Source organism: Streptomyces sp. DH37 (assembly GCF_029813835.1).
Classification (GTDB): Bacteria; Actinomycetota; Actinomycetes; order Streptomycetales; family Streptomycetaceae; genus Streptomyces.
Genome location: NZ_JARVKV010000091.1, coordinates 1 through 19,077, shown reverse-complemented (window position 1 = coordinate 19,077; position 19,077 = coordinate 1). Strand labels below are relative to the sequence as shown.

Genomic DNA, 19,077 nt, shown 5'->3' with positions numbered 1-19,077 from the left:
GGTCCGGCGCCCGTGCGGGAGGGCGCCGGACCCGCGGCCCGTGGCGGGACGGGGCGGTGGCCTCAGCCGTCCGAGATCAGGATGGCCTTGGAGGGGCAGATGTCCTCGGCGAGCTTGTGGGCGTCCGCGGCCTCGGCGTCCGTGGGCGAGTCGTTCAGCACGACCACCAGGCCGGTGTCGTCCTGGTCGAACACCGACGGGGCGTTCAGCGCGCACAGTCCGGCGCCGATGCAGCGGTCGCGATCCGCGTGGACCTTCATCCGCTCACCAGCCGACCGTGAGCTTGTGGACCGGCGGCAGCCCGTCGACGAGCTCGATGGGCTCGTCGCTCTCGACCAGGTGCAGCTCGGGGAAGCGGTGGATCAGGCTGGTCAGGCACAGCTCCAGCATCAGGCGCGCGACGTGCTGGCCCAGGCACTGGTGGACGCCGTAGCCGAAGGCCAGGTGGTCGCGCGCGTCGCGGTGGATGTCGAAGGTGTCGGGGTCGGCGTACTTGGCCGGGTCGCGGTCGCCCAGGCCCTTGAGGACCAGGATGCCCTCGCCCGCCTTGATGGTCACGCCGTCGATCTCCACGTCGGCGAGCGCCACCCGGGCGATGATCTCGTCCACGAGGCTGAAGTAGCGCAGCACCTCGTCCACCGTCTTGGGCATCAGGCCCGCGGTGTCGGCCCGCAGCGCCGCGAGCTGCTCGGGGTGGTCCAGCAGCGCCTGGATGCCGAGCGCGATGCGGTTGACGATGAACTCGTAGCCCGCCAGCAGCAGCATCTTGGTCATCAGGGTCAGACCGTGGTGGTCGAACTCGTCGGTGCGGCCGGCCCGGCTGATGAAGTTGCCGAGCATGTCGTCGGTGGGGTGGTCCTGCTTGTCGGTGACGAGGGTGGCGAAGTACTTCATCAACTCCTCGTTGGCGGCCAGCTTCTCGTCCATGGTGTACGAGTGCCGGGTGCCCACCATGATCGCCGCGTTCCGGGTGAAGGTGTCCCGCTCGCTCTCGGGGATGCCGGCCAGCTCGCAGATCACCTGGGCGGGCAGCGGCAGCGCCAGCGCCTGGACCAGGTCGACGGGGCCGCCCTGGGCCTCCATCCGGTCCAGGTACTCGTCGACCAGGGCCTGCACCCGGGGCCGCAGCTTCTCCACGGCCTTGATGGTGAAGTCCGGCAGTGCCATCTGGCGGACGCGGGTGTGGCGCGGCGGGTCCATGGTCACCAGGAGGTTCTTCGAGTCCTTGGCGATCATGTCGAGCAGTTCCTGCGGCGCGGGGAACCGGATGGGGAAGGTGGGGTGCGGCTCCACGCTGAACCGGTCGTCGGCCAGCAGCCGCTGGATGTGGTCGTGCCGCGCGACCAGCCACGCCTTGCTGCCCGACGGCATCGTGACCTGCGTCAGCGGACGGCCTTCCGGCAGCTGGTCGTACTCGGGCAGCAGCGGGTTGGGCCAGCCGCGAGGGGCGACGGGGCAGGTCGCCCCCTTCTCCACGGCGTCGGTCATGGCGTTACCCCTTGTCTGTCTGTGGTCTTTGACCCTGCAGGGGCCGATGCTATGGACCGCCTCTCGCCCGCCGGGGCCACTTGCCACTTGCTGCAGCCCGGGCCGATTCGAAGAATTTGAATTCCGCCGCTCCGGGGGCCGTTTCCGGAAAATGCATCTGCGCGCCACAGGCATTGTCCGATCGTGTATTCGTTTAGCTGGAACGTCGATGAACCTCAGTCCGCGAAGGCCGGAGTGCGCCCGAAAACAGCGCGGCGCCCGTCTTCCGCAGCAGGTGAGCCGGCCGACTCGCGCTGGTGACAGGACGGCCGAAGTGCGCCCGTCCTGCCGACCGTTGGCACCCTGACCGGACACCCAGATCGGCCTGGCCCGAAGAAACAGAGGACAGATGTCTGACTCGTCAGCCACGGTTCTGCCACTGACCGCCGGCCAGGCCGGAATCTGGTACGCGCAGAGCCTGAGCGGCCCGAACGCGACATTCCACGCGGCCCTGTACCTGGAAATAGCGGGAGCGGTCGACCCGGAGCTGTTCGTCTCGGCCATGCGCCAGGTGGTCACCGAGGCCGAGGCGCTGCGCGCCCGGTTCGCCGACGACGGGACCGGCCCGGTGCAGGTGATCGAGCCGGTCGCCGACTGGTCGGCGCAGCCGCTGCACGTGCTGGACTTCACCGCCGAGGACCGGCCGGAGCGGGCGGCCGAGGCGTGGATGTGGTCGGACGCGGACACCGCGGTGGACGTGTTCGAGGGCCCGCTGTACCGGTTCGCGCTCCTGAAGGTCGCCGCCGACCGCTTCTTCTTCTACCACCGCTACCACCACCTGGTGATGGACGGCTTCGGCGCGAACCTGGTCGCGGCCCGCCTGGCCGAGGTCTACACCCGGCTCGCCGCCGGCCAGGACCCCGCCGCCGGCGCGTTCCCGCCGCTGCGCGAGCTGATCGAGGACGAGGCGGCCTACCGGCGGTCGGCCGCCTTCGAGGCCGACCGGGACTTTTGGACCGAGCGGTTCGCCGACAAGCCGGACGCCGCCGGCCTGGGCGACCGCCCGACCGGGCTGCCGGACGCCCTGGTGCGCGGGACCCGGCACCTCACGCCCGGCACGGGCGCCCGGATCCGCGACGCGGCCCGCGCCGTCCGCGTCGGCTGGCCGGCCGCGGTGCTGGCCGCCGTGGGCGCGTACACCAGCCGGATCACCGGCAGCAGCGACGTGGTGATCGCGCTGTCGGTCGCCGCCCGCTCCACGGCCGCGGCGCGCGCCGTGCCCGGCATGGTCTCCAACGTGGTCGGCGTGCGGCTGACGGTGCGGCCGGAGATGACGGCGAACGAGCTCATCCGGCACGCGCACCAGCGCATGCGCGAGGCGTCCCGGCACAAGCGCTACCGCTACGAGGACCTGCGGCGCGACCTCAGGCTCCTGGGCTCGGACGGCCGGCTGATCGGGCCGCGGGTCAACCTGAGCGTCGGCGTGCCGGACCTGCGCTTCGCGGGGCTGCCGGCGACGGTGCGGCCGATGGTCGCCGGGCACGACGACGACTTCTCCCTGATCGTCTACGCCCGGCGGGACGGCGGCTTCCAGCTCGATGTGTCGGCCAACCCGCAGGTGTACGGCGCCGACGCGGTCCAGCGGCACCACCGCCTCATCACCCGGCTGCTGGGCGAGCTCGCCGCGCACCCCGGCCGCCCGATCGGCGGCCTGGACACCGTCGAACCCGAGACGCTGACGCGCCTGGTCCAGGAGTGGGGCGGCGCGGCCTCCGCCTTCGAGCCGGTGGGGAAGGCGACCCTGCCCGAGCGGTTCGCCGCGGCGGCCGCCGCCCACCCGGACAACACCGCGGTGGTCTGCCCCGACGGCGCCGTCACCCGGTCGCTGACCTACCGGGAGCTGGACGCGCGGTCCAACCGGCTGGCCCGGCTGCTGATCGGGCGCGGCGTGCGGCGCGGGCAGCTCGTGGCGCTGGCGGTGCCGCGCTCGGCGGACACGATCGTGGCGCTGCTGGCGACGCTGAAGGCGGGCGCCGCCTACCTGCCGATCGACCCGGAGTACCCCGCGGACCGGGTGGCCTACATGCTCGGCGACGCCAAGCCCGCCGCGGTGGTCACCGCCCAGCGCGACGCCTTCGCCCACCTGGCCGTGGACGTGCCGGAGATCGGGCTGGACGACCCGGCGACCGCGGCCGAACTCGCCGCGCTGCCGGACACCCCGATCGGGGACGGCGAGCGCGGCGGCCCGGTCCTGCCCGACCAGGTCGCCTACGTCATCTACACCTCCGGCTCCACCGGCCGCCCCAAGGGCGTCATGGTCGCCCACCAGAACGTGATCCGGCTGTTCGGCTCGACCGACCGGTGGACCGGCTTCGGGCCGGAGGACGTGTGGGCGCTGTTCCACTCCTACGCCTTCGACTTCTCGGTGTGGGAGATCTGGGGCCCCCTGCTGTACGGCGGCACGCTGGTGGTGGTGCCGTTCGCGGTGAGCCGCTCGCCCGAGGACCTGCTGCGGCTGCTGGTCCGGGAGCGGATCACCGTGCTCAACCAGACGCCGTCGGCGTTCTACCAGCTGATCCAGGCCGACCGGGAGCACCCGGAGGTCGGCCGCGACCTCGCCCTGCGGATGGTGGTCTTCGGCGGTGAGGCGCTGGAGATCGGGCGGCTGGCCGACTGGTACGAGCGGCACGCCGAGGACAGTCCGCGGCTGGTGAACATGTACGGCATCACCGAGACCACGGTGCACACCACCGAGCTGGCGCTCACGGCGGCCGACGCGGCGGCCGGCATCGGCAGCATGATCGGCCTGGGCCTGGACGACCTGCGCGTCTACGTCCTGGACACCGCGCTGCACCCGTCCCCGCCCGGGGTGCTCGGCGAGCTGTACGTCGGCGGGCCCGCCGTCGCCGACGGCTATCTGGGGCGCCCGGACCTGACCGCCGCCCGGTTCGTCGCCGATCCCTTCGGCCCGCCGGGACAGCGCATGTACCGCTCCGGGGACATGGTGCGCTGGGCCCCGGACGGCAGCGCGAACCTGGAGTACCTGGGGCGCGCCGACCACCAGGTCAAGATCCGCGGTTTCCGCATCGAGCTGGGCGAGATCGAGGCGGCCGTGCTGGGCCACCCCGACGTCCGGCAGGCGGCGGTCACCGTCCGCGAGGACGCCTCCGGCGACAAGCGGCTGGTGGCCTACGTCGTCGGCGGCCCCGAGGGCCGCGGCCCCGGCGGCCGGGCCGTGCTGGAGACGGCGGAGCTGCGCAAGCACGCCGCCGCCGCGCTGCCCGACCACATGGTCCCCTCGTGGTTCGTGCAGCTGGAGGCGCTGCCCCTGACCACCAACGGCAAGCTCGACACCGCGGCGCTGCCCGCCCCGGACCTCGCCGCCGTCGGCGGGGGCCGGGCGCCGCGCACGCCGGAGGAAGAAATCTTCTGCGGCCTGTTCGCGGAGATCCTGGGCGTTCCGTCGGTCTGCCTGGACGACAACTTCTTCGAGCTGGGCGGCCATTCGCTGCTGGCGACCCGGCTGGTGAGCCGGATCCGCGCGGCGTTCGGCGTGGAGCTGGCGATCCGCACCGTCTTCGAGGCGCCGACGCCGGCCTCGCTGATCGCCTGGCTGGCCGGCAGCGGCGACGTCCCCCGGGCCCGGCGGCCGCTGACCGCGATGGACAGGCCGGAGCAGATCCCCCTGTCCTTCGCGCAGCTGCGGCTGTGGTTCGTCGACAAGATCGACGGCGGGGCCGGCACCTACAACATCCCGCTGGTGGTGCGGCTCAACGGCCGCCTGGACCGCCAGGCGCTGCAGGCGGCGATCGGCGACGTGGTCGCCCGGCACGAGAGCCTGCGCACCGTCTTCCCCGACACCGGCGGCACGCCGCGCCAGCACATCCTGTCCGCCCGGGAGGCGACGCCGGTCATGGGCGTGAGCGCCGTCACCGCCGACCGGCTGGCCGACGCCATGGCCGAACGCGCCGGCGTCGGGTTCGACCTGGCCACCGAGGCGCCCATCCGCGCGCACCTGTACGCCGTCTCCGAGCAGGAGCACGCGCTGCTCATGCCGGTGCACCACATCGCCGGCGACGGCTGGTCCCTGGTGCCGCTCACCCGCGACCTGCAGACCGCCTACACCGCCCGCTGCCGGGGGGAGGCCCCCGACTGGGCGCCGCTGCCGGTGCAGTACGCGGACTACACGCTGTGGCAGCGCGAGATCCTGGGCGACGAGGACGACCCGGACTCGGCCATCTCCGGCCAGCTCGCGCACTGGAGGCGGTACCTGGCCGGGCTGCCGGAGGAGGTCACCCTGCCCCCCGACCGGCCCCGGCCGGCCGTCGCCTCCTACCGCGGCGAGACGATCCGCTTCGAGCTGCCGGGCCCGCTGTACCGGCAGTTGTTGCGGTGCTCGCGCGCGTACGACGTGAGTCCGTTCATGGTGGTGCAGACCGCGCTGGCGGCGCTGCTGGGCAAGCTCGGCGCCGGGGAGGACATCCCGCTGGGCATCTCCATCGCGGGCCGCACCGACGAAGCGCTGGACGATCTGGTCGGCTTCCTGGTCAACACCCTGGTGCTGCGCACCGACCTCACCGGCGACCCGCTCTTCGCCGACCTGCTGGGCCGGGCCCGCGCGGACGGCCTGGCCGCCTTCGCCAACCAGGACCTGCCCTTCGAGCGGCTGGTGGAGGCCCTCAACCCGGAGCGCTCGGCCGGCCGGCACCCGGTGATCCAGGTCGGGCTCGGTTTCCAGAACAACGAGACGCCGGTGCTGGACCTGCCCGGTCTCGACGCGTGGATCGAACCCGCGATCACCCACACCGCCAAGCTGGACCTGCTCTTCGACTTCCGCGAGGTGCGCGGCGAGGACGGCGAGGACGGCGAGGACGAGGACAGCGGCCACATGGCGTGCGCCGTGGAGTACGCCACCGACCTGTACGACCGGTCGACCGTCGAGCTGCTCATCGGCCGCCTGGTCCGGCTGCTGGACCAGGCGACCGGGCGGCCGGAGAGCAGGCTGAGCGAGCTGGAGGTGCTCGACGCCGAGGAGCGGCGGCGCATCCTCGTCGACTGGAACGACACCGGCCGCGCCGTGCGCGTCGACACCCTGCCCGCGCTCTTCGCCGCCCAGGCCGAGCGCACCCCCGACGCCGTCGCGGTGGTCGCGGACGGCGTCGAGGTGCGGTACGCCGAGCTGGCCGAGCGGGTCAACCGGCTGGCGCGGCACCTGGTGGCCTGCGGGGTCGGCGCGGAGGACCGCGTCCTGCTGGTCATGCCCAAGTCGGTGGACCTCGTCGTGGCGCAGCTCGCCGTGGTCACCGCGGGCGCGGCGTTCGTGCCGGTCGATCCCGGCTATCCGCGCGAGCGGGTCGTCTTCATGGCCGAGGACGCCGCGCCCGCCCTGCTGCTGGCCACCGGTTCGGTGGCGGGGACGGCCGAGGAGGTGCTGCCCGGCGTGCCCCGGATCGTGGTCGACGACGCCGCGACCGCCGCGCGGATCGCGGCGCGGCCGGCCGCGCCGCTGTCCGACGCGGAGCGGCGGGAGGCCGCCTCGGTCGACCACCCCGCCTACGTGATCTACACCTCCGGCTCCACCGGCCGGCCCAAGGGCGTGGTCGTCACCCACCGGGGCATCGGCAACCTGGCCGCCGCGCAGGTCGAGCGGTTCGCGATCCGGCCGGACAGCCGGATCGTCCAGTACGCGGCGCCGAGCTTCGACGCCGCGGTGTCCGAGACGTGCATCGCCCTGCTCAGCGGCGCCGCCCTGGTGCTCCCGGCCGGCGGCGGCCTGCTGCTGGGCGAGGACCTGGCCCGGTTCCTGACCGAGCAGCGGATCAGCCACGCCACGATCCCGCCCGTCGCCCTGACCGGTCTGGACCCGGCCGCGGTCCCGGCCGGCATGACGCTGACGGTCGCCGGTGAGGCGTGCTCGGCGGAGCTGGCCGGGACGTGGTCCCGCGGCCGCCGCATGATCAACGCCTACGGGCCGACCGAGACCACCGTGTGCGCCACGATGAGCGAGCCGCTGTCGGGCGCGGTCCCCCCGCCCATCGGCGGTCCGATCGCCAATGTGCGGGCGTACGTGCTGGACTCCCGGCTCAGCCCGGTCCCGGCCGGGGTCGTCGGCGAGCTGTACGTGGCCGGGGTCAACCTGGCCCGCGGCTACCTGAACCGGCCCGGGCTGACCGCCGAGCGGTTCGTCGCCGACCCGTTCGGCGCGCCGGGGGAGCGGATGTACCGCACCGGGGACGTGGTGCGCCACCGCGCCGACGGGCAGCTGGAGTTCGTCGGCCGGGCCGACGACCAGGTCAAGCTGCGCGGCTTCCGGGTGGAGCTGGAGGAGGTCTCCAGCGCGCTGAGCGAACAGCCGCAGGTGGCCGCGGCGGCCGTCGTCGTCCGCGAGGACCGGCCCGGTGAGCGCAAGCTGGTCGGCTACGTGGTGCCCGCCGAGCAGCGCGAGGACGCCCGCGACATCGGCCTGGAGTCCGACCAGGTCGGCAAGTGGCAGGTCGTCAACGACGAGGTGTACGGGGCGGCGGCCCAGGGCGGCCCGCCGCTGGGCGAGAACTTCGCCGGCTGGCACAGCAGCTACGACGGTTCGGCCCTGCCCGAGGAGGACATGCGGGCCTGGCGGGCGGCGACCGTCGAGAGGATCCTGGAGCTGAAGCCGCGCCGGGTGCTGGAGATCGGCGTCGGCGCGGGGCTCATCATGGCGCCGGTCGCCCCGCACGTGGAGCTCTACTGGGGCACCGACCTGTCCGGCACGGTGATCGAGACGCTGCGGCGCCAGACCGCCGCGGACCCGGTGCTGGCGGAGCGGACCCGGTTCACCGCCGGTGCGGCGCACCGGCTGGAGGGCCTGCCGGCCGGGACGTTCGACACGGTCGTGATCAACTCGGTGGCCCAGTACTTCCCCAGCGTGGAGTACCTGACCGACGTGATCGGCACGGCGTTCTCCCTGCTCGGCGACACCGGCGCCGTCTTCCTCGGCGACGTGCGCGACCTGCGGCTGCTGCGCTGCATGCGGGCGGCCGTCCACCGCACCGCCCACCCCGGCGACAGCGCCGCCGCGGCGCGGTACGCGGTGGAGCGGGCCGTCGAGCGCGAGACCGAACTGCTGGTCGACCCCGCCCTGTTCGACTCCCTCGCCGGCGTCCTGGAGGGTTTCGGCGGCGCCGACGTGCGGATCAAGCGCGGGGCGTACGACAACGAGCTCAGCCGCTACCGCTACGACGTGGTGCTGCACAAGCGGCCGGCCGCGCCGGTCTCGCTGGCGGCCGCGCCGGCCGTCGCCTGGGAGGACGTCGGCGGCCTGGCCGGGCTGGCCGCGCGGCTGCGCCGGGAGCGCCCGGCCGCGCTGCGGGTCACCGGCGTCCCCAACGGGCGGCTCACCGCCGACCTGGCGGCGGTCGCCGGGATCGACGGCGGCGAGGTGCCCGACGGGGTCGATGTGGAGGCCCTGCACGAGGCGGGCTCCCCGGCCGGCTACCGGGCGCTGGTCACCTGGACGGCCGGGGCCGTCGACGGCCGGCTGGACGCGGTGTTCGTGCCGGCCGCCGACCCGGACGGCACGGTGCCCGCCTACCGGGACCTGTACCTGCCGGACGCGGTCCCCGAGCGGTACGCCAACGACCCGCTCGCCGGGCGCAGGGACGGCGCGCTGGTCGCCGAGTTGCGCGAGGCGCTCGCCGGGAGGCTGCCCGACTACATGGTGCCCGCCGCGCTGGTGCTGCTGGAGGCGCTGCCGGTCACCCCCAACGGCAAGCTCGACCACAAGGCGCTGCCCGCGCCCGAGGCGGCGGCGCCCGCCTCGCAGTCGCAGCCCGCCACGCCGCAGGAGGCGATCGTCGCCCGGCTCTTCGCCGAGGTGCTCGGGCTGGCCCGGGTCGGGGCGGACGACGACTTCTTCCGGCAGGGCGGCGACAGCATCGTCTCCATCCAGCTGGTCAGCCGGGCGCGGGCCGAGGGCCTGCGGCTGACCGCGCAGGACGTGTTCGCCCACCGCACCGTGCGGGCCATCGCCGCCGCGGCCACGCGGGAGCCCGAGACCACGGGCCGGGCGGACCGGGCGGACGGCGGCGAGTGGGACATCCCCCTGGTCTCGCAGGACGAGCTCGACCAGTTCCAGTCGAATTGGAGCGTTTCGCCATGAGCACGGAGCACAACGCGTCGCTGGAAGCCGTACTGCCCCTCACCCCGCTGCAGGAGGGCCTGCTCTTCCACGCCCAGTACGACGACCAGGCCGGTCCGGACGTCTACGTCATGCAGCTCGGCCTGGACATCGACGGGCCGCTGGACGTGCCGGCCCTGCGCGCCGCCGCGCGCGCCCTGCTGGAGCGGCACGGCAACCTGCGCGCCGGCTTCCGGCACGAGGGCGCCCGCCCCCTGCAGTTCATTCCGAAGTCGGTCGAGCTGCCCTGGCGGGAGGTCGACCTGACCGGCCTGCCCGCGCAGGAGCGGGACGCCGCGCTCGGCGAGGTCACCGAGCGGGACCGGGCCGCCCGCTTCGACCTGCGCCGGCCGCCGCTGCTGCGGTTCACCGTCGTGCGCACGGCGCGGGAGCGGCACCGGCTGCTGGTCACCAACCACCACATCCTGCTGGACGGCTGGTCGGCGCCGATCCTGGTGCGCGAGCTGTTCGAGCTGTACGCCACCGGCGGCGACGCGGCGGCGCTGCCGGCGGTGACGCCCTACCGCTACCACCTGGCGTGGCTCGCCAAGCAGGACCGCGCCGCCGCCGTGGAGGCCTGGCGGGGCGCGCTGGACGGGCTCGACGGGCCCACCCTGCTGGCCGCGCTGCCCGACGACCGGTCCACCGCGGTGCTGCCCAGCAAGGTCAGCGGCCGGCTGTCGCCGCGGACGACCGCCCGGCTGACGGAGCGCGTGCGCGAGCTGGGCCTGACCCTCAACACCGTGGTGCAGGCCGCGTGGGGCCTGCTGCTGGGCCGGCTGACCGACCGCACCGACGTCACCTTCGGCATGACCCTCGCCGGCCGGCCGCCGGAGATCCCCGGCGTGCACACCATGGTCGGGCTGTTCCTCAACACCGTGCCGGTGCGGGTCCGCATCCGGCGGGACGAGACGCTGAGCGCGCTGTGCGAGCGGCTCCAGGAGGAACAGCGCAAGCTGATGGCCCACCAGCACCTGGGGCTGGCGCAGATCCAGCGGGCGGCCGGGCACGGCGACCTGTTCGACACCCTCACCGTGCTGGAGAACTTCCCCGTCGACCCGGCGGCGCTGACCCTGCCCGGCGGGCTGTCGGTCGCCGGCGTCTTCTCCACCGACGGCGCGCACTACCCGCTCGCCCTGATGGTCATGCCCGGCCCCTCCCTGGAGCTGCGCTTCACCTACCGCTCCGACGCCTTCGACGCCTCCGAGGTCGAGGCGCTCAGCGCCCGGCTGGTCACCGTGCTGGAGTCCTTCGTGGACGACCCGGCGGTGCCGGTGGGCGCGATCGACCTGCTGAGCGCCGCCGAGCGGGCCCTGCTGCTGGGCGAGGGGGACCCGGCGCCCGCGCCGGCCCCGGCGCGCACGCTGCCGGACCTGCTGGCGCTGCGCGCCGCCGAGGCGCCGCAGCGGCCGGCGCTGGTGTGCGGCGACCGGTCGCTGACCTACGCGGAGCTGACCGACCGGGTGGAGCAGCTCGCCGCCTGGCTGCGCGAGCGCGGCGTGCGCGACGAGGAGCCGGTCGGCATCGCCATGGACCGTTCCGTGGAGTTCGTGCTCGCCGTGCTGGCCGTGATCCGGGCGGGCGCGGTGTACGTGCCGATCGACCACCGCTGGCCGCGGGCCCGGCGCGAGGACGTCCTGGCCGACAGCGGGGTCTCGCTGGTCCTGGAGCAGGGGGACCTGCCCGACTCCCACCCGGTGCCCGAGGGCGGCGTGCCGATGCCGCCGGGCCCGGAGCGGGTCGCCTACATCATGTACACCTCCGGCTCCACCGGCCGGCCCAAGGGCGTGGCGGTCACCCACCGCGGCATCGGCGACCTGGCCGCCGACAGCCGGTTCGCGGGGGGCGCGCAGGAGCGGGTGCTGCTGCAGTCGGCCCACGCGTTCGACGCCTCGACCTACCAGCTGTGGATTCCGCTGCTGAACGGCGGCACCCTGGTGGTCGGCCCGCCCGGTGAGCTGGACGTCGCCACCATCGCCCGCACCCTCGCCGAGGAGCGGATCACCGCCACGCTGTTCACCACCGGGCTGTTCCATCTGATCGCGGCCGAGGCGCCGCAGGCGTTGCGGCCGCTGCGCGAGGTGTGGACCGGCGGTGAGGCGCTGACCGCCGCGTCGGTGCGCCGGGTGCTGGAGGCCTGCCCGGACATCACGGTCGTGAACGCCTACGGGCCGACCGAGGTCACCGTCATGGCCAGTGCGCGGAGGCTGCCGGCGGGCGAGCCCGTGCCGGACCCGGTGCCGATCGGCGGTCCGCTCGACGGCAAGCGGGTCTACGTCCTCGACGGCGACCTGCGGCTGTGCCCGGTCGGTGTCGCGGGCGAGCTGTACGTGGCCGGGGTCGGGCTGGCCCGCGGCTACGTGGGCCGGCCGGGGCTGACCGCGGAGCGGTTCGTCGCCGACCCGTTCGGCGCGCCGGGCTCCCGGCTCTACCGCACCGGGGACGTGGTGCGCCGCCGCGCCGACGGGCAGCTGGAGTTCGTCGGCCGCCGGGACGGCCAGGTGAAGCTGCGCGGCTTCCGCATCGAGCTGGGCGAGATCGAGGCGGTGCTCGCCGGCCACGACGCCGTCGGCCAGGTGGCGGTCACCGTCCGCGAGGACCGGCCCGGGGTGCGGCAGCTGGTGGGCTACGCGGTGCCGGCCGCGGGGGCCGGGCTGGACCCCGAGGAGGTGCGGGCGTGGGCGGCCGAGCGGCTGCCGGAGTACATGGTGCCGCGGCCGATCGTCGCGCTGGACGCCCTGCCGCTGACCACCAACGGCAAGCTCGACATCGCGGCGCTGCCGGCGCCCGAGTACGGCGCGGAGGAGGCGCGGGGGCCGCGCACGCCGCACGAGGAGCTGCTGTGCGCCCTGTTCGCCGAGGTGCTCGGGCTGCCCTCGGTGTCGGTGGACGACAACTTCTTCGAGCTGGGCGGCCATTCGCTGCTGGCCACCCGCCTCGTCGGCCGGGTCCGTGCGGTCCTCGGCGTCGAACTGCCCATCCGCGCGGTCTTCGAGGAGCCGACCGTGGCCGCGCTCGCGGTCCGGCTGACCGACTCCCCGGCGGCCGTGCGGGCGGCGCTGCGCCCGGCCCGGCGCCCGGAGCGGGTGCCGCTGTCGTTCGCGCAGCGCCGGCTGTGGTTCCTCAACCGGATGGAGGGGCCCGGCGCCACCTACAACATCCCCTTCGCCGTGCGGCTGACCGGCGCGCTGGACGCGGCGGCGCTGGCCGCCGCGTTCAACGACGTGGTCGGCCGGCACGAGGCGCTGCGCACCGTCTTCCCCGACGCCGACGGCGAGCCGTGGCAGCACATCGTCCCGGCCGACGAGGCCACCGTGGCCGTCGAGGTCTCCGACGTGCCCGAGGCGGGGCTGCCGGCCGCGCTGGACGCCGCGGGCTCGGCCGGTTTCGACCTCGCCGTCGACCTGCCGGTGCGCGCCTGGCTGTTCCGCATCGCCGACGACGAGCACGTGCTGTGCGTGGTGGTCCACCACATCGCCGGCGACGGCTGGTCCCAGGCGCCCCTCGTCCGCGACCTGGGCGAGGCCTACCGCGCCCGCCTGGCCGGCGCCGCCCCCGCCTGGCAGCCGCTGCCGGTGCAGTACGCCGACTACGCGCTGTGGCAGCGGGAGGTGCTGGGTGAGGAGGCGGACGAGAACAGCCCGGCCGCCGCCCAGCTGGCGTACTGGAGCGAGCAGCTCGCCGGCTCCCCGCAGGAGATCGAGCTGCCGGCCGACCGGCCGCGCCCGGCGGTGGCCACCCACCGGGGCGGTTCGGTGCCGGTGCGCATCGACGCCGAGCTCCACGAGGGGCTGCGGACGCTCGCGGCCCGGACCGACACCACGCCGTTCATGGTCTTCCAGGCCGCCCTGGCCGCGCTGCTGTGCCGCCTGGGCGCCGGGGAGGACATCCCGATCGGCACCCCGGTCGCCGGGCGCACCGACGCCGCGGCCGACGACCTGGTCGGCTTCTTCGTCAACACCCTGGTGCTGCGCACCGACGTCTCCGGCGACCCGAGCTTCGTCGACCTGCTGCGCCGGGTCCGCGCGACCGCGCTGGGCGCCTACGCCCACCAGGACCTGCCCTTCGAGCGGCTGGTGGACCTCGTCGGCGCCGACCGCTCGCTGTCGCACAACCCGCTGTTCCAGGTGCTGCTGGCCTACCAGAACAACGACGTCCGCGCCGTCGAGCTGCCCGGCCTGCGGGTCACCGCCCAGGAGGTGCTGCTGCCGGTCGCCAAGGTGGACCTCGAGCTCAGCCTGGCCGAGGACGCCGGCGCGGGCGGGATCTCCGGCATCCTGAACTACAGCACCGACCTGTTCGACCGGGAGAGCGCGGAGCGCATCGCCGCCCACCTGGTGACGCTGCTGCGGTCCGCCGCGGCCGACCCGGCCCGGCCGGTGCGCCGGCTGGAGATCCTCTCCCCCGCGCAGCGCGAGCAGCTCCTGACCGGCTGGAACGACACCGGCCGGCCGGTGCCCGCCGGCACCGTCCCCGCCCTGTTCGCCGACCGGGCCGCCGCGTTCGCCGCCCGGCCCGCGGTCGTCTGCGGTCCGGTCACCGTCGACTACGCCACGCTGGCCGACCGCGCCAACCGGCTGGCCCGGCTGCTGATCGGGCGCGGGGTGGGCCCGGAGGACCGGGTCGCCCTGGTGCTGCCGCGGTCGGTCGACCTCACCACCGCCCTGCTCGCGGTGATGACCGCCGGCGCGGCCTACGTACCGGTCGACCCCAACCACCCGGCCGACCGGATCGACTACATGGTCTGCGACAGCGACCCCGCGCTCGTGGTCACCGTCGCCGGGCTGACCGGCCGGCTGCCGCGGCGGGCCGCCGATCCGCTGGTGCTGGACAGCCCCGCGGTCCTCGACGCGCTCGCGGGCCTGTCCGGGGCCGAGGTCACCGACGCGGAGCGGCGGGCCCCGCTGGCCGCCGACCACCCCGCCTACGTGATCTACACCTCCGGGTCCACCGGCCGGCCCAAGGGCGTGGTCGTCCCCCACCGGGGGCTGGGCAGCCTGGCCGCCTGGCAGGCCGAGTGGCTCGGCGTGGACGCCGGGAGCCGGGTGGGGCAGTTCGCCGCGCCGAGCTTCGACGCGGCCGCCTGGGAGACGGTGATGGCGCTGCTCAACGGCGCCGCGCTGGTGCTCGCCCCGGCCGACGGCCCGGTGCTGGGCGAGGCGCTCACCGACTTCCTGCGCACCGAGGGGATCACCCACGCCACCCTCACCCCGACGGCGCTGTCCGGCGCCGAGCCGCAGGCCGCGCCGCCCGGCCTGACCCTGGTGACCGCGGGCGAGGCGTGCCCGCGCGACCTGGCGGCCCGGTGGTCGCCGGGCCGCCGGGTGATCAACGCCTACGGGCCGACCGAGACCACCGTGTGCGCCACCGCCAGCGGCCCGGTGGACGGAACGGTCACCCCGCCCATCGGCGGGCCGATCGCCAACACCCGGGTGTACGTGCTGGACGCCGGGATGAACCCGTGCCCGGTCGGCGTCGCGGGCGAGCTGTACGTGGCCGGCGTCGGGCTGGCCCGCGGCTACCTGAACCGGCCCGCGCTGACCGCGGAGCGGTTCGTCGCCGACCCGTTCGGCGCGCCGGGCTCCCGGCTCTACCGCACCGGGGACGTGGTGCGCCGCCTCGCCGACGGGCAGCTGGAGTTCGTCGGCCGCCGGGACGGCCAGGTGAAGCTGCGCGGCTTCCGCATCGAGCTGGGCGAGATCGAGGCGGTGCTGTCGGGCTGCGCCGGCGTGGACGGCGCCGCGGTCACCGTCCGCGAGGACCGGCCCGGGGTGCGGCAGCTGGTGGGCTACCTGGTGCCCGACGGGGAGGCGGGCTGCGAGGTGGAGGCGGTGCGCGCCCGGGCGGCCGAGCGGCTGCCGCAGTACATGGTGCCGCAGGCGTTCGTCGTGGTGGACGCCCTGCCGCTGACGGTGAACGGCAAGCTCGACACCGCGGCGCTGCCCGCGCCCGAGCTCACCGCCGGCGGCGCCGGCCGGGGGCCGGCGACGGACGCCGAGGAGATCCTCGCCGCGGCGTTCCGCGAGGTCCTCGGGCTGGAGGAGGTGGGCGTCGGGGACAACTTCTTCGAACTGGGCGGCGACAGCATCGTCTCCATCAAGCTGGTCGGCCAGGCGCGCAAGGGCGGAGTGGTCATCACCCCCCGGGAGGTGTTCGAGCACAAGACGGTCGCCGCCCTCGCGGCGGTCGCCCGCACCGTCGACGAGCTGCCCCCCGAGGACCCGGACGCCGGCATCGGCGAGGCGCCCCTCACGCCGATGACCCACTGGCTGCGCGACCTGGGCGGCCGCATGGAGCGGTTCCACCAGTCGGTGCTGCTGCGGGTGCCCGCGCAGCTCGACGCGGAGTCGCTGACCGCCGCCGTCCGCACCGTGCTCGACCACCACGACGCGCTGCGGCTGCGGCTGGCGGTCACCGGCGGCGCGTGGTCCTACGAGGTCCGGCCGCGCGGCGCGGTGGACGCCGCCGACTGCGTCACGCGGGTCGACGTCGCCGGCGCGGACCGCGACAAGAGGCGGGCCACGATCGCCATGCACGCCGAGCAGGCGGTCTCCCGCCTGTCGCCGACGGACGGCGCGATGCTGCAGGTGGTGTGGTTCGACGCCGGCCCGCGGGAGCCGGGCCGGCTGCTGGTCGTCGGCCACCACCTGGCCGTCGACGGGGTGTCCTGGCGCATCCTGGTGCCCGACCTCGCCGCGGCGTGGCAGGCGGCGGCCGAGTCCCGGGAGGCCGCGCTGCAGCCGGTCGGCACCTCGTGGCGGCGCTGGGCGCGGTGGCTCACCGAGCTCGCCGCCCAGCCGGCCCGCGCCGCGCAGGTCGCCTGGTGGGCCGAGCAGCTGCGCGAGGAGGACGTGCCGGTGACCGCGCAGCCGCGCGACCCGGCCGTCGACACCATGGGCACGCAGGACGCGCTCGCCCTGACCCTGCCCGGGCCGGTCACCGAGCGGCTCCTGACCGCGGTGCCCGCCGCGGCGCGCTGCGGCGTGGAGGACGTGCTGCTGACGGCGTTCGCCCTGGCGGTCTCCGACTGGCGGCGGCGCAGCGGGCTGGGCGCCGGCACCGCCGTGCTGGTGGACCTCGAGCGCCACGGCCGGCAGATCCCGGACGGGGTCGACCTGGACATCTCGCGCACCGTCGGCTGGTTCACCAGCCTCGCGCCGGTCCGGCTGGACCTCGGTCCGGTCTCGTGGGGCCGGGTGTTCACCGATCCCGCCGCGCTGCACAAGGCCCTCGCCCGGGTCAGGGAGACGCTGCGGGAGATGCCGGACGAGGGCATCGGCTTCGGCCTGCTGCGCCACCTCAACCCGCGCACCCGGGAGGAACTGGCCGGGTTCGCCCCGCCCCAGTTCGGTTTCAACTACCTGGGCCGGGCGGCGGTCGCCGCCGACACCGACGCCGAGGACGGCGACACCGGCGAGTGGACCATGTCGGCGGACGGCGAGGTGCTGCGCGAACTCGGCGGCGACCCCGACATGCCGGCGTCGCACTCGGTATCGCTCAACGTCCTCGTCGAGGACACCCCGGGCGGCCCGCGGCTGGTCGCCAACTGGACGTGGCCGCGACGCCTGCTGGACCCCGGCGACGTACGCCGGCTGGCCGACGGCTGGTTCCGTGCGCTCACCGCGCTCGCCGAGCACGCCGGCGAGCAGCGGCCCGCCGACCTCGCCCCGTCGGACCTGTCACTGATCGACCTCGAACTCGACGACATCGGGGTGCTGGAAGCGGAGTGGAGGAAGACCCAGTGACCAGCAAGGAACTCTTCGAGGACATCCTTCCGCTCGCTCCACTGCAGGAGGGGATGCTCTTCCACGCGACCTACGACCAGGACGCGCTGGACGTCTACACCGTGCGGCTGGCCGTCGACTTCGAGGGCCCCTTCGACCTGGAGGTCTTCCGCGACGCGGTGAGGGCGCTGCTGGTGCGCCGGAGCAACCTGCGGGCCGGCTTCCTGTCGGAGAACCTCAGCAGGCCGGTGCAGGTCGTCCCGCGCGCGTTCGAGACCCCGGTCGTCGTGCACGACCTGTCCGGGCTGGGCGAGGACGAGCGGGCCGCGCGGCTGGCCGAGCTGGCCGCGGCGGAGGAGTCGGTGCGCTTCGACCTCACCGACCCGCCGCTGCTGCGGTTCACGGTGGTGCGCCTGGCCGAGCGCGGCTGGCGGCTGATGTTCGCCTGCCACCACATCCTGCTGGACGGCTGGTCCATGCCGCTGGTCCTGGGCGAGCTGTTCGAGCTGTACCGGCGCGGCGGCGACGCGACCGGTCTGCCGCCCGCGCCGCCGTTCACGCTGTACCTCGCGTGGCTGCGCAGGCAGGACAAGCAGGCGGGGCTGGAGGCGTGGCGCGCCGCGCTCGACGGCCTGGCCGGGGCCACCCTGGTGGCCCCGGAGGCCGGGGACGCCGTCGCCGCGCTGCCCGACCGGGTCACCGCCGACCTGTCCGCGGCGCGGAGCGCGGAGCTGGCCGCGCTCGCCCGCCGGCTCGGCATCACCGTCAACACCATGGTGCAGGTGGCGTGGGGCCTGCTGCTGTCCCGGCTCACCGGCGCCGACGACATCGTGTTCGGCGCGACCGTCTCCGGCCGTCCGCCCGAGATCGAGGGCGTCGAGAGCATCGTGGGCCTGTTCATCAACACCGTGCCGGTGCGCGTCCGGCTCGGTGGGGAGGAGTCGCTGCGGGACCTGCTGCTGCGGGTCCAGGACGAGCAGTCGGCCCTGCTGGACCACCACTACCTCGGGCTGACCGAGGTCCAGCGCGCCGCCGGGCACGGCCGGCTGTTCGACAGCCTGGTCGCCTTCGAGAGCTACCCGGTGGACGCGGACTCCCTGCAGGGCTCGCTCGGCGACCTCACGATCACCGGCGTCTCCGGTGCCGACGCCACGCACTACCCGCTGACGCTCATCGTCGTGCCCGGCGAGCGCATCCAGCTGCGGCTGGGGTTCCGGGAGGGGCTGTTCACCCAGGACACCGCCGGCGGCCTCCTCGCCGGCCTGGAGCGGCTGCTGGGGGCCGTCGCCGAGGACGACGCGCAGCCGGCCGCCGCGGCGGCGGCGTCGGTGGCGCTGCCGGAGGGGTGGACGGTCACCCGTCCGGCCCCGGAGGCGGCCGGTGGTGCGTCGGTGTCCGACCTGACCGCCGTCTCCGGCGGGGGCCGGGCACCCAGGACGCCGCACGAGGAGGTGCTGTGCGGGCTGTTCGCCGAGGCGCTCGGCGTGCCCTCGGTCTCGATCGACGACAACTTCTTCGATCTGGGCGGGCACTCGCTGCTGGCCACCCGGCTCATCAGCCGGGTCAGGAGCGTCTTCGAGATCGAACTTCCGGTGCGCGCCCTGTTCGATGCGCAGACGGTGGCGGCGTTGGCGGAGCGGGTGGTGGACTCCACCGCCGGCGGACGCCCGCCGGTACGCCCGGCCGAACGCCCCGACCGGATACCGCTGTCCTTCGCCCAGCGCCGCCTGT

At 75.0% G+C, this 19,077-nt stretch carries 5 protein-coding genes; 3 read left to right on the top strand and 2 right to left on the bottom strand.

Annotation, left to right across the window (positions count from 1 at the left end; all coding sequences use genetic code 11):
* Nucleotides 1–62: 62 nt before the first annotated feature.
* Together QC029_RS28540 and QC029_RS28535 are read right to left on the bottom strand one after the other, a co-directional pair.
* Nucleotides 63–260 carry a ferredoxin gene (locus QC029_RS28540; protein WP_279558720.1) on the bottom strand — a complete coding sequence of 66 codons (198 nt, stop codon included), beginning with the start codon at nucleotides 258–260 and terminating at the stop codon, nucleotides 63–65.
* 4 nt (nucleotides 261–264) lie between these two features.
* Nucleotides 265–1,488 (bottom strand): cytochrome P450, encoded by a 1,224-nt coding sequence (locus QC029_RS28535; protein ID WP_279558719.1) that lies wholly within the window; start codon nucleotides 1,486–1,488, stop codon nucleotides 265–267.
* A 388-nt stretch (nucleotides 1,489–1,876) separates the two neighbouring features.
* Here QC029_RS28535 and QC029_RS28530 point away from each other — a divergent pair, with 388 nt between their 5' ends.
* From QC029_RS28530 to QC029_RS28520, 3 genes are all read left to right on the top strand, one after another.
* The gene (locus QC029_RS28530) at nucleotides 1,877–9,604 is read left to right on the top strand and encodes a non-ribosomal peptide synthetase (RefSeq protein WP_279558718.1); all 7,728 of its coding nucleotides are present in this window, start codon (nucleotides 1,877–1,879) and stop codon (nucleotides 9,602–9,604) included.
* Nucleotides 9,601–17,367, top strand: coding sequence for a non-ribosomal peptide synthetase (locus tag QC029_RS28525; RefSeq protein ID WP_279558717.1), 7,767 nt, complete (start codon nucleotides 9,601–9,603; stop codon nucleotides 17,365–17,367). The genes QC029_RS28530 and QC029_RS28525 overlap by 4 nt, the downstream gene beginning before the upstream one ends.
* Nucleotides 17,364–19,077: condensation domain-containing protein (locus QC029_RS28520; RefSeq protein WP_279558716.1), on the top strand; the 1,714-nt coding region annotated here is incomplete at its 3' end. The genes QC029_RS28525 and QC029_RS28520, both read left to right, overlap by 4 nt.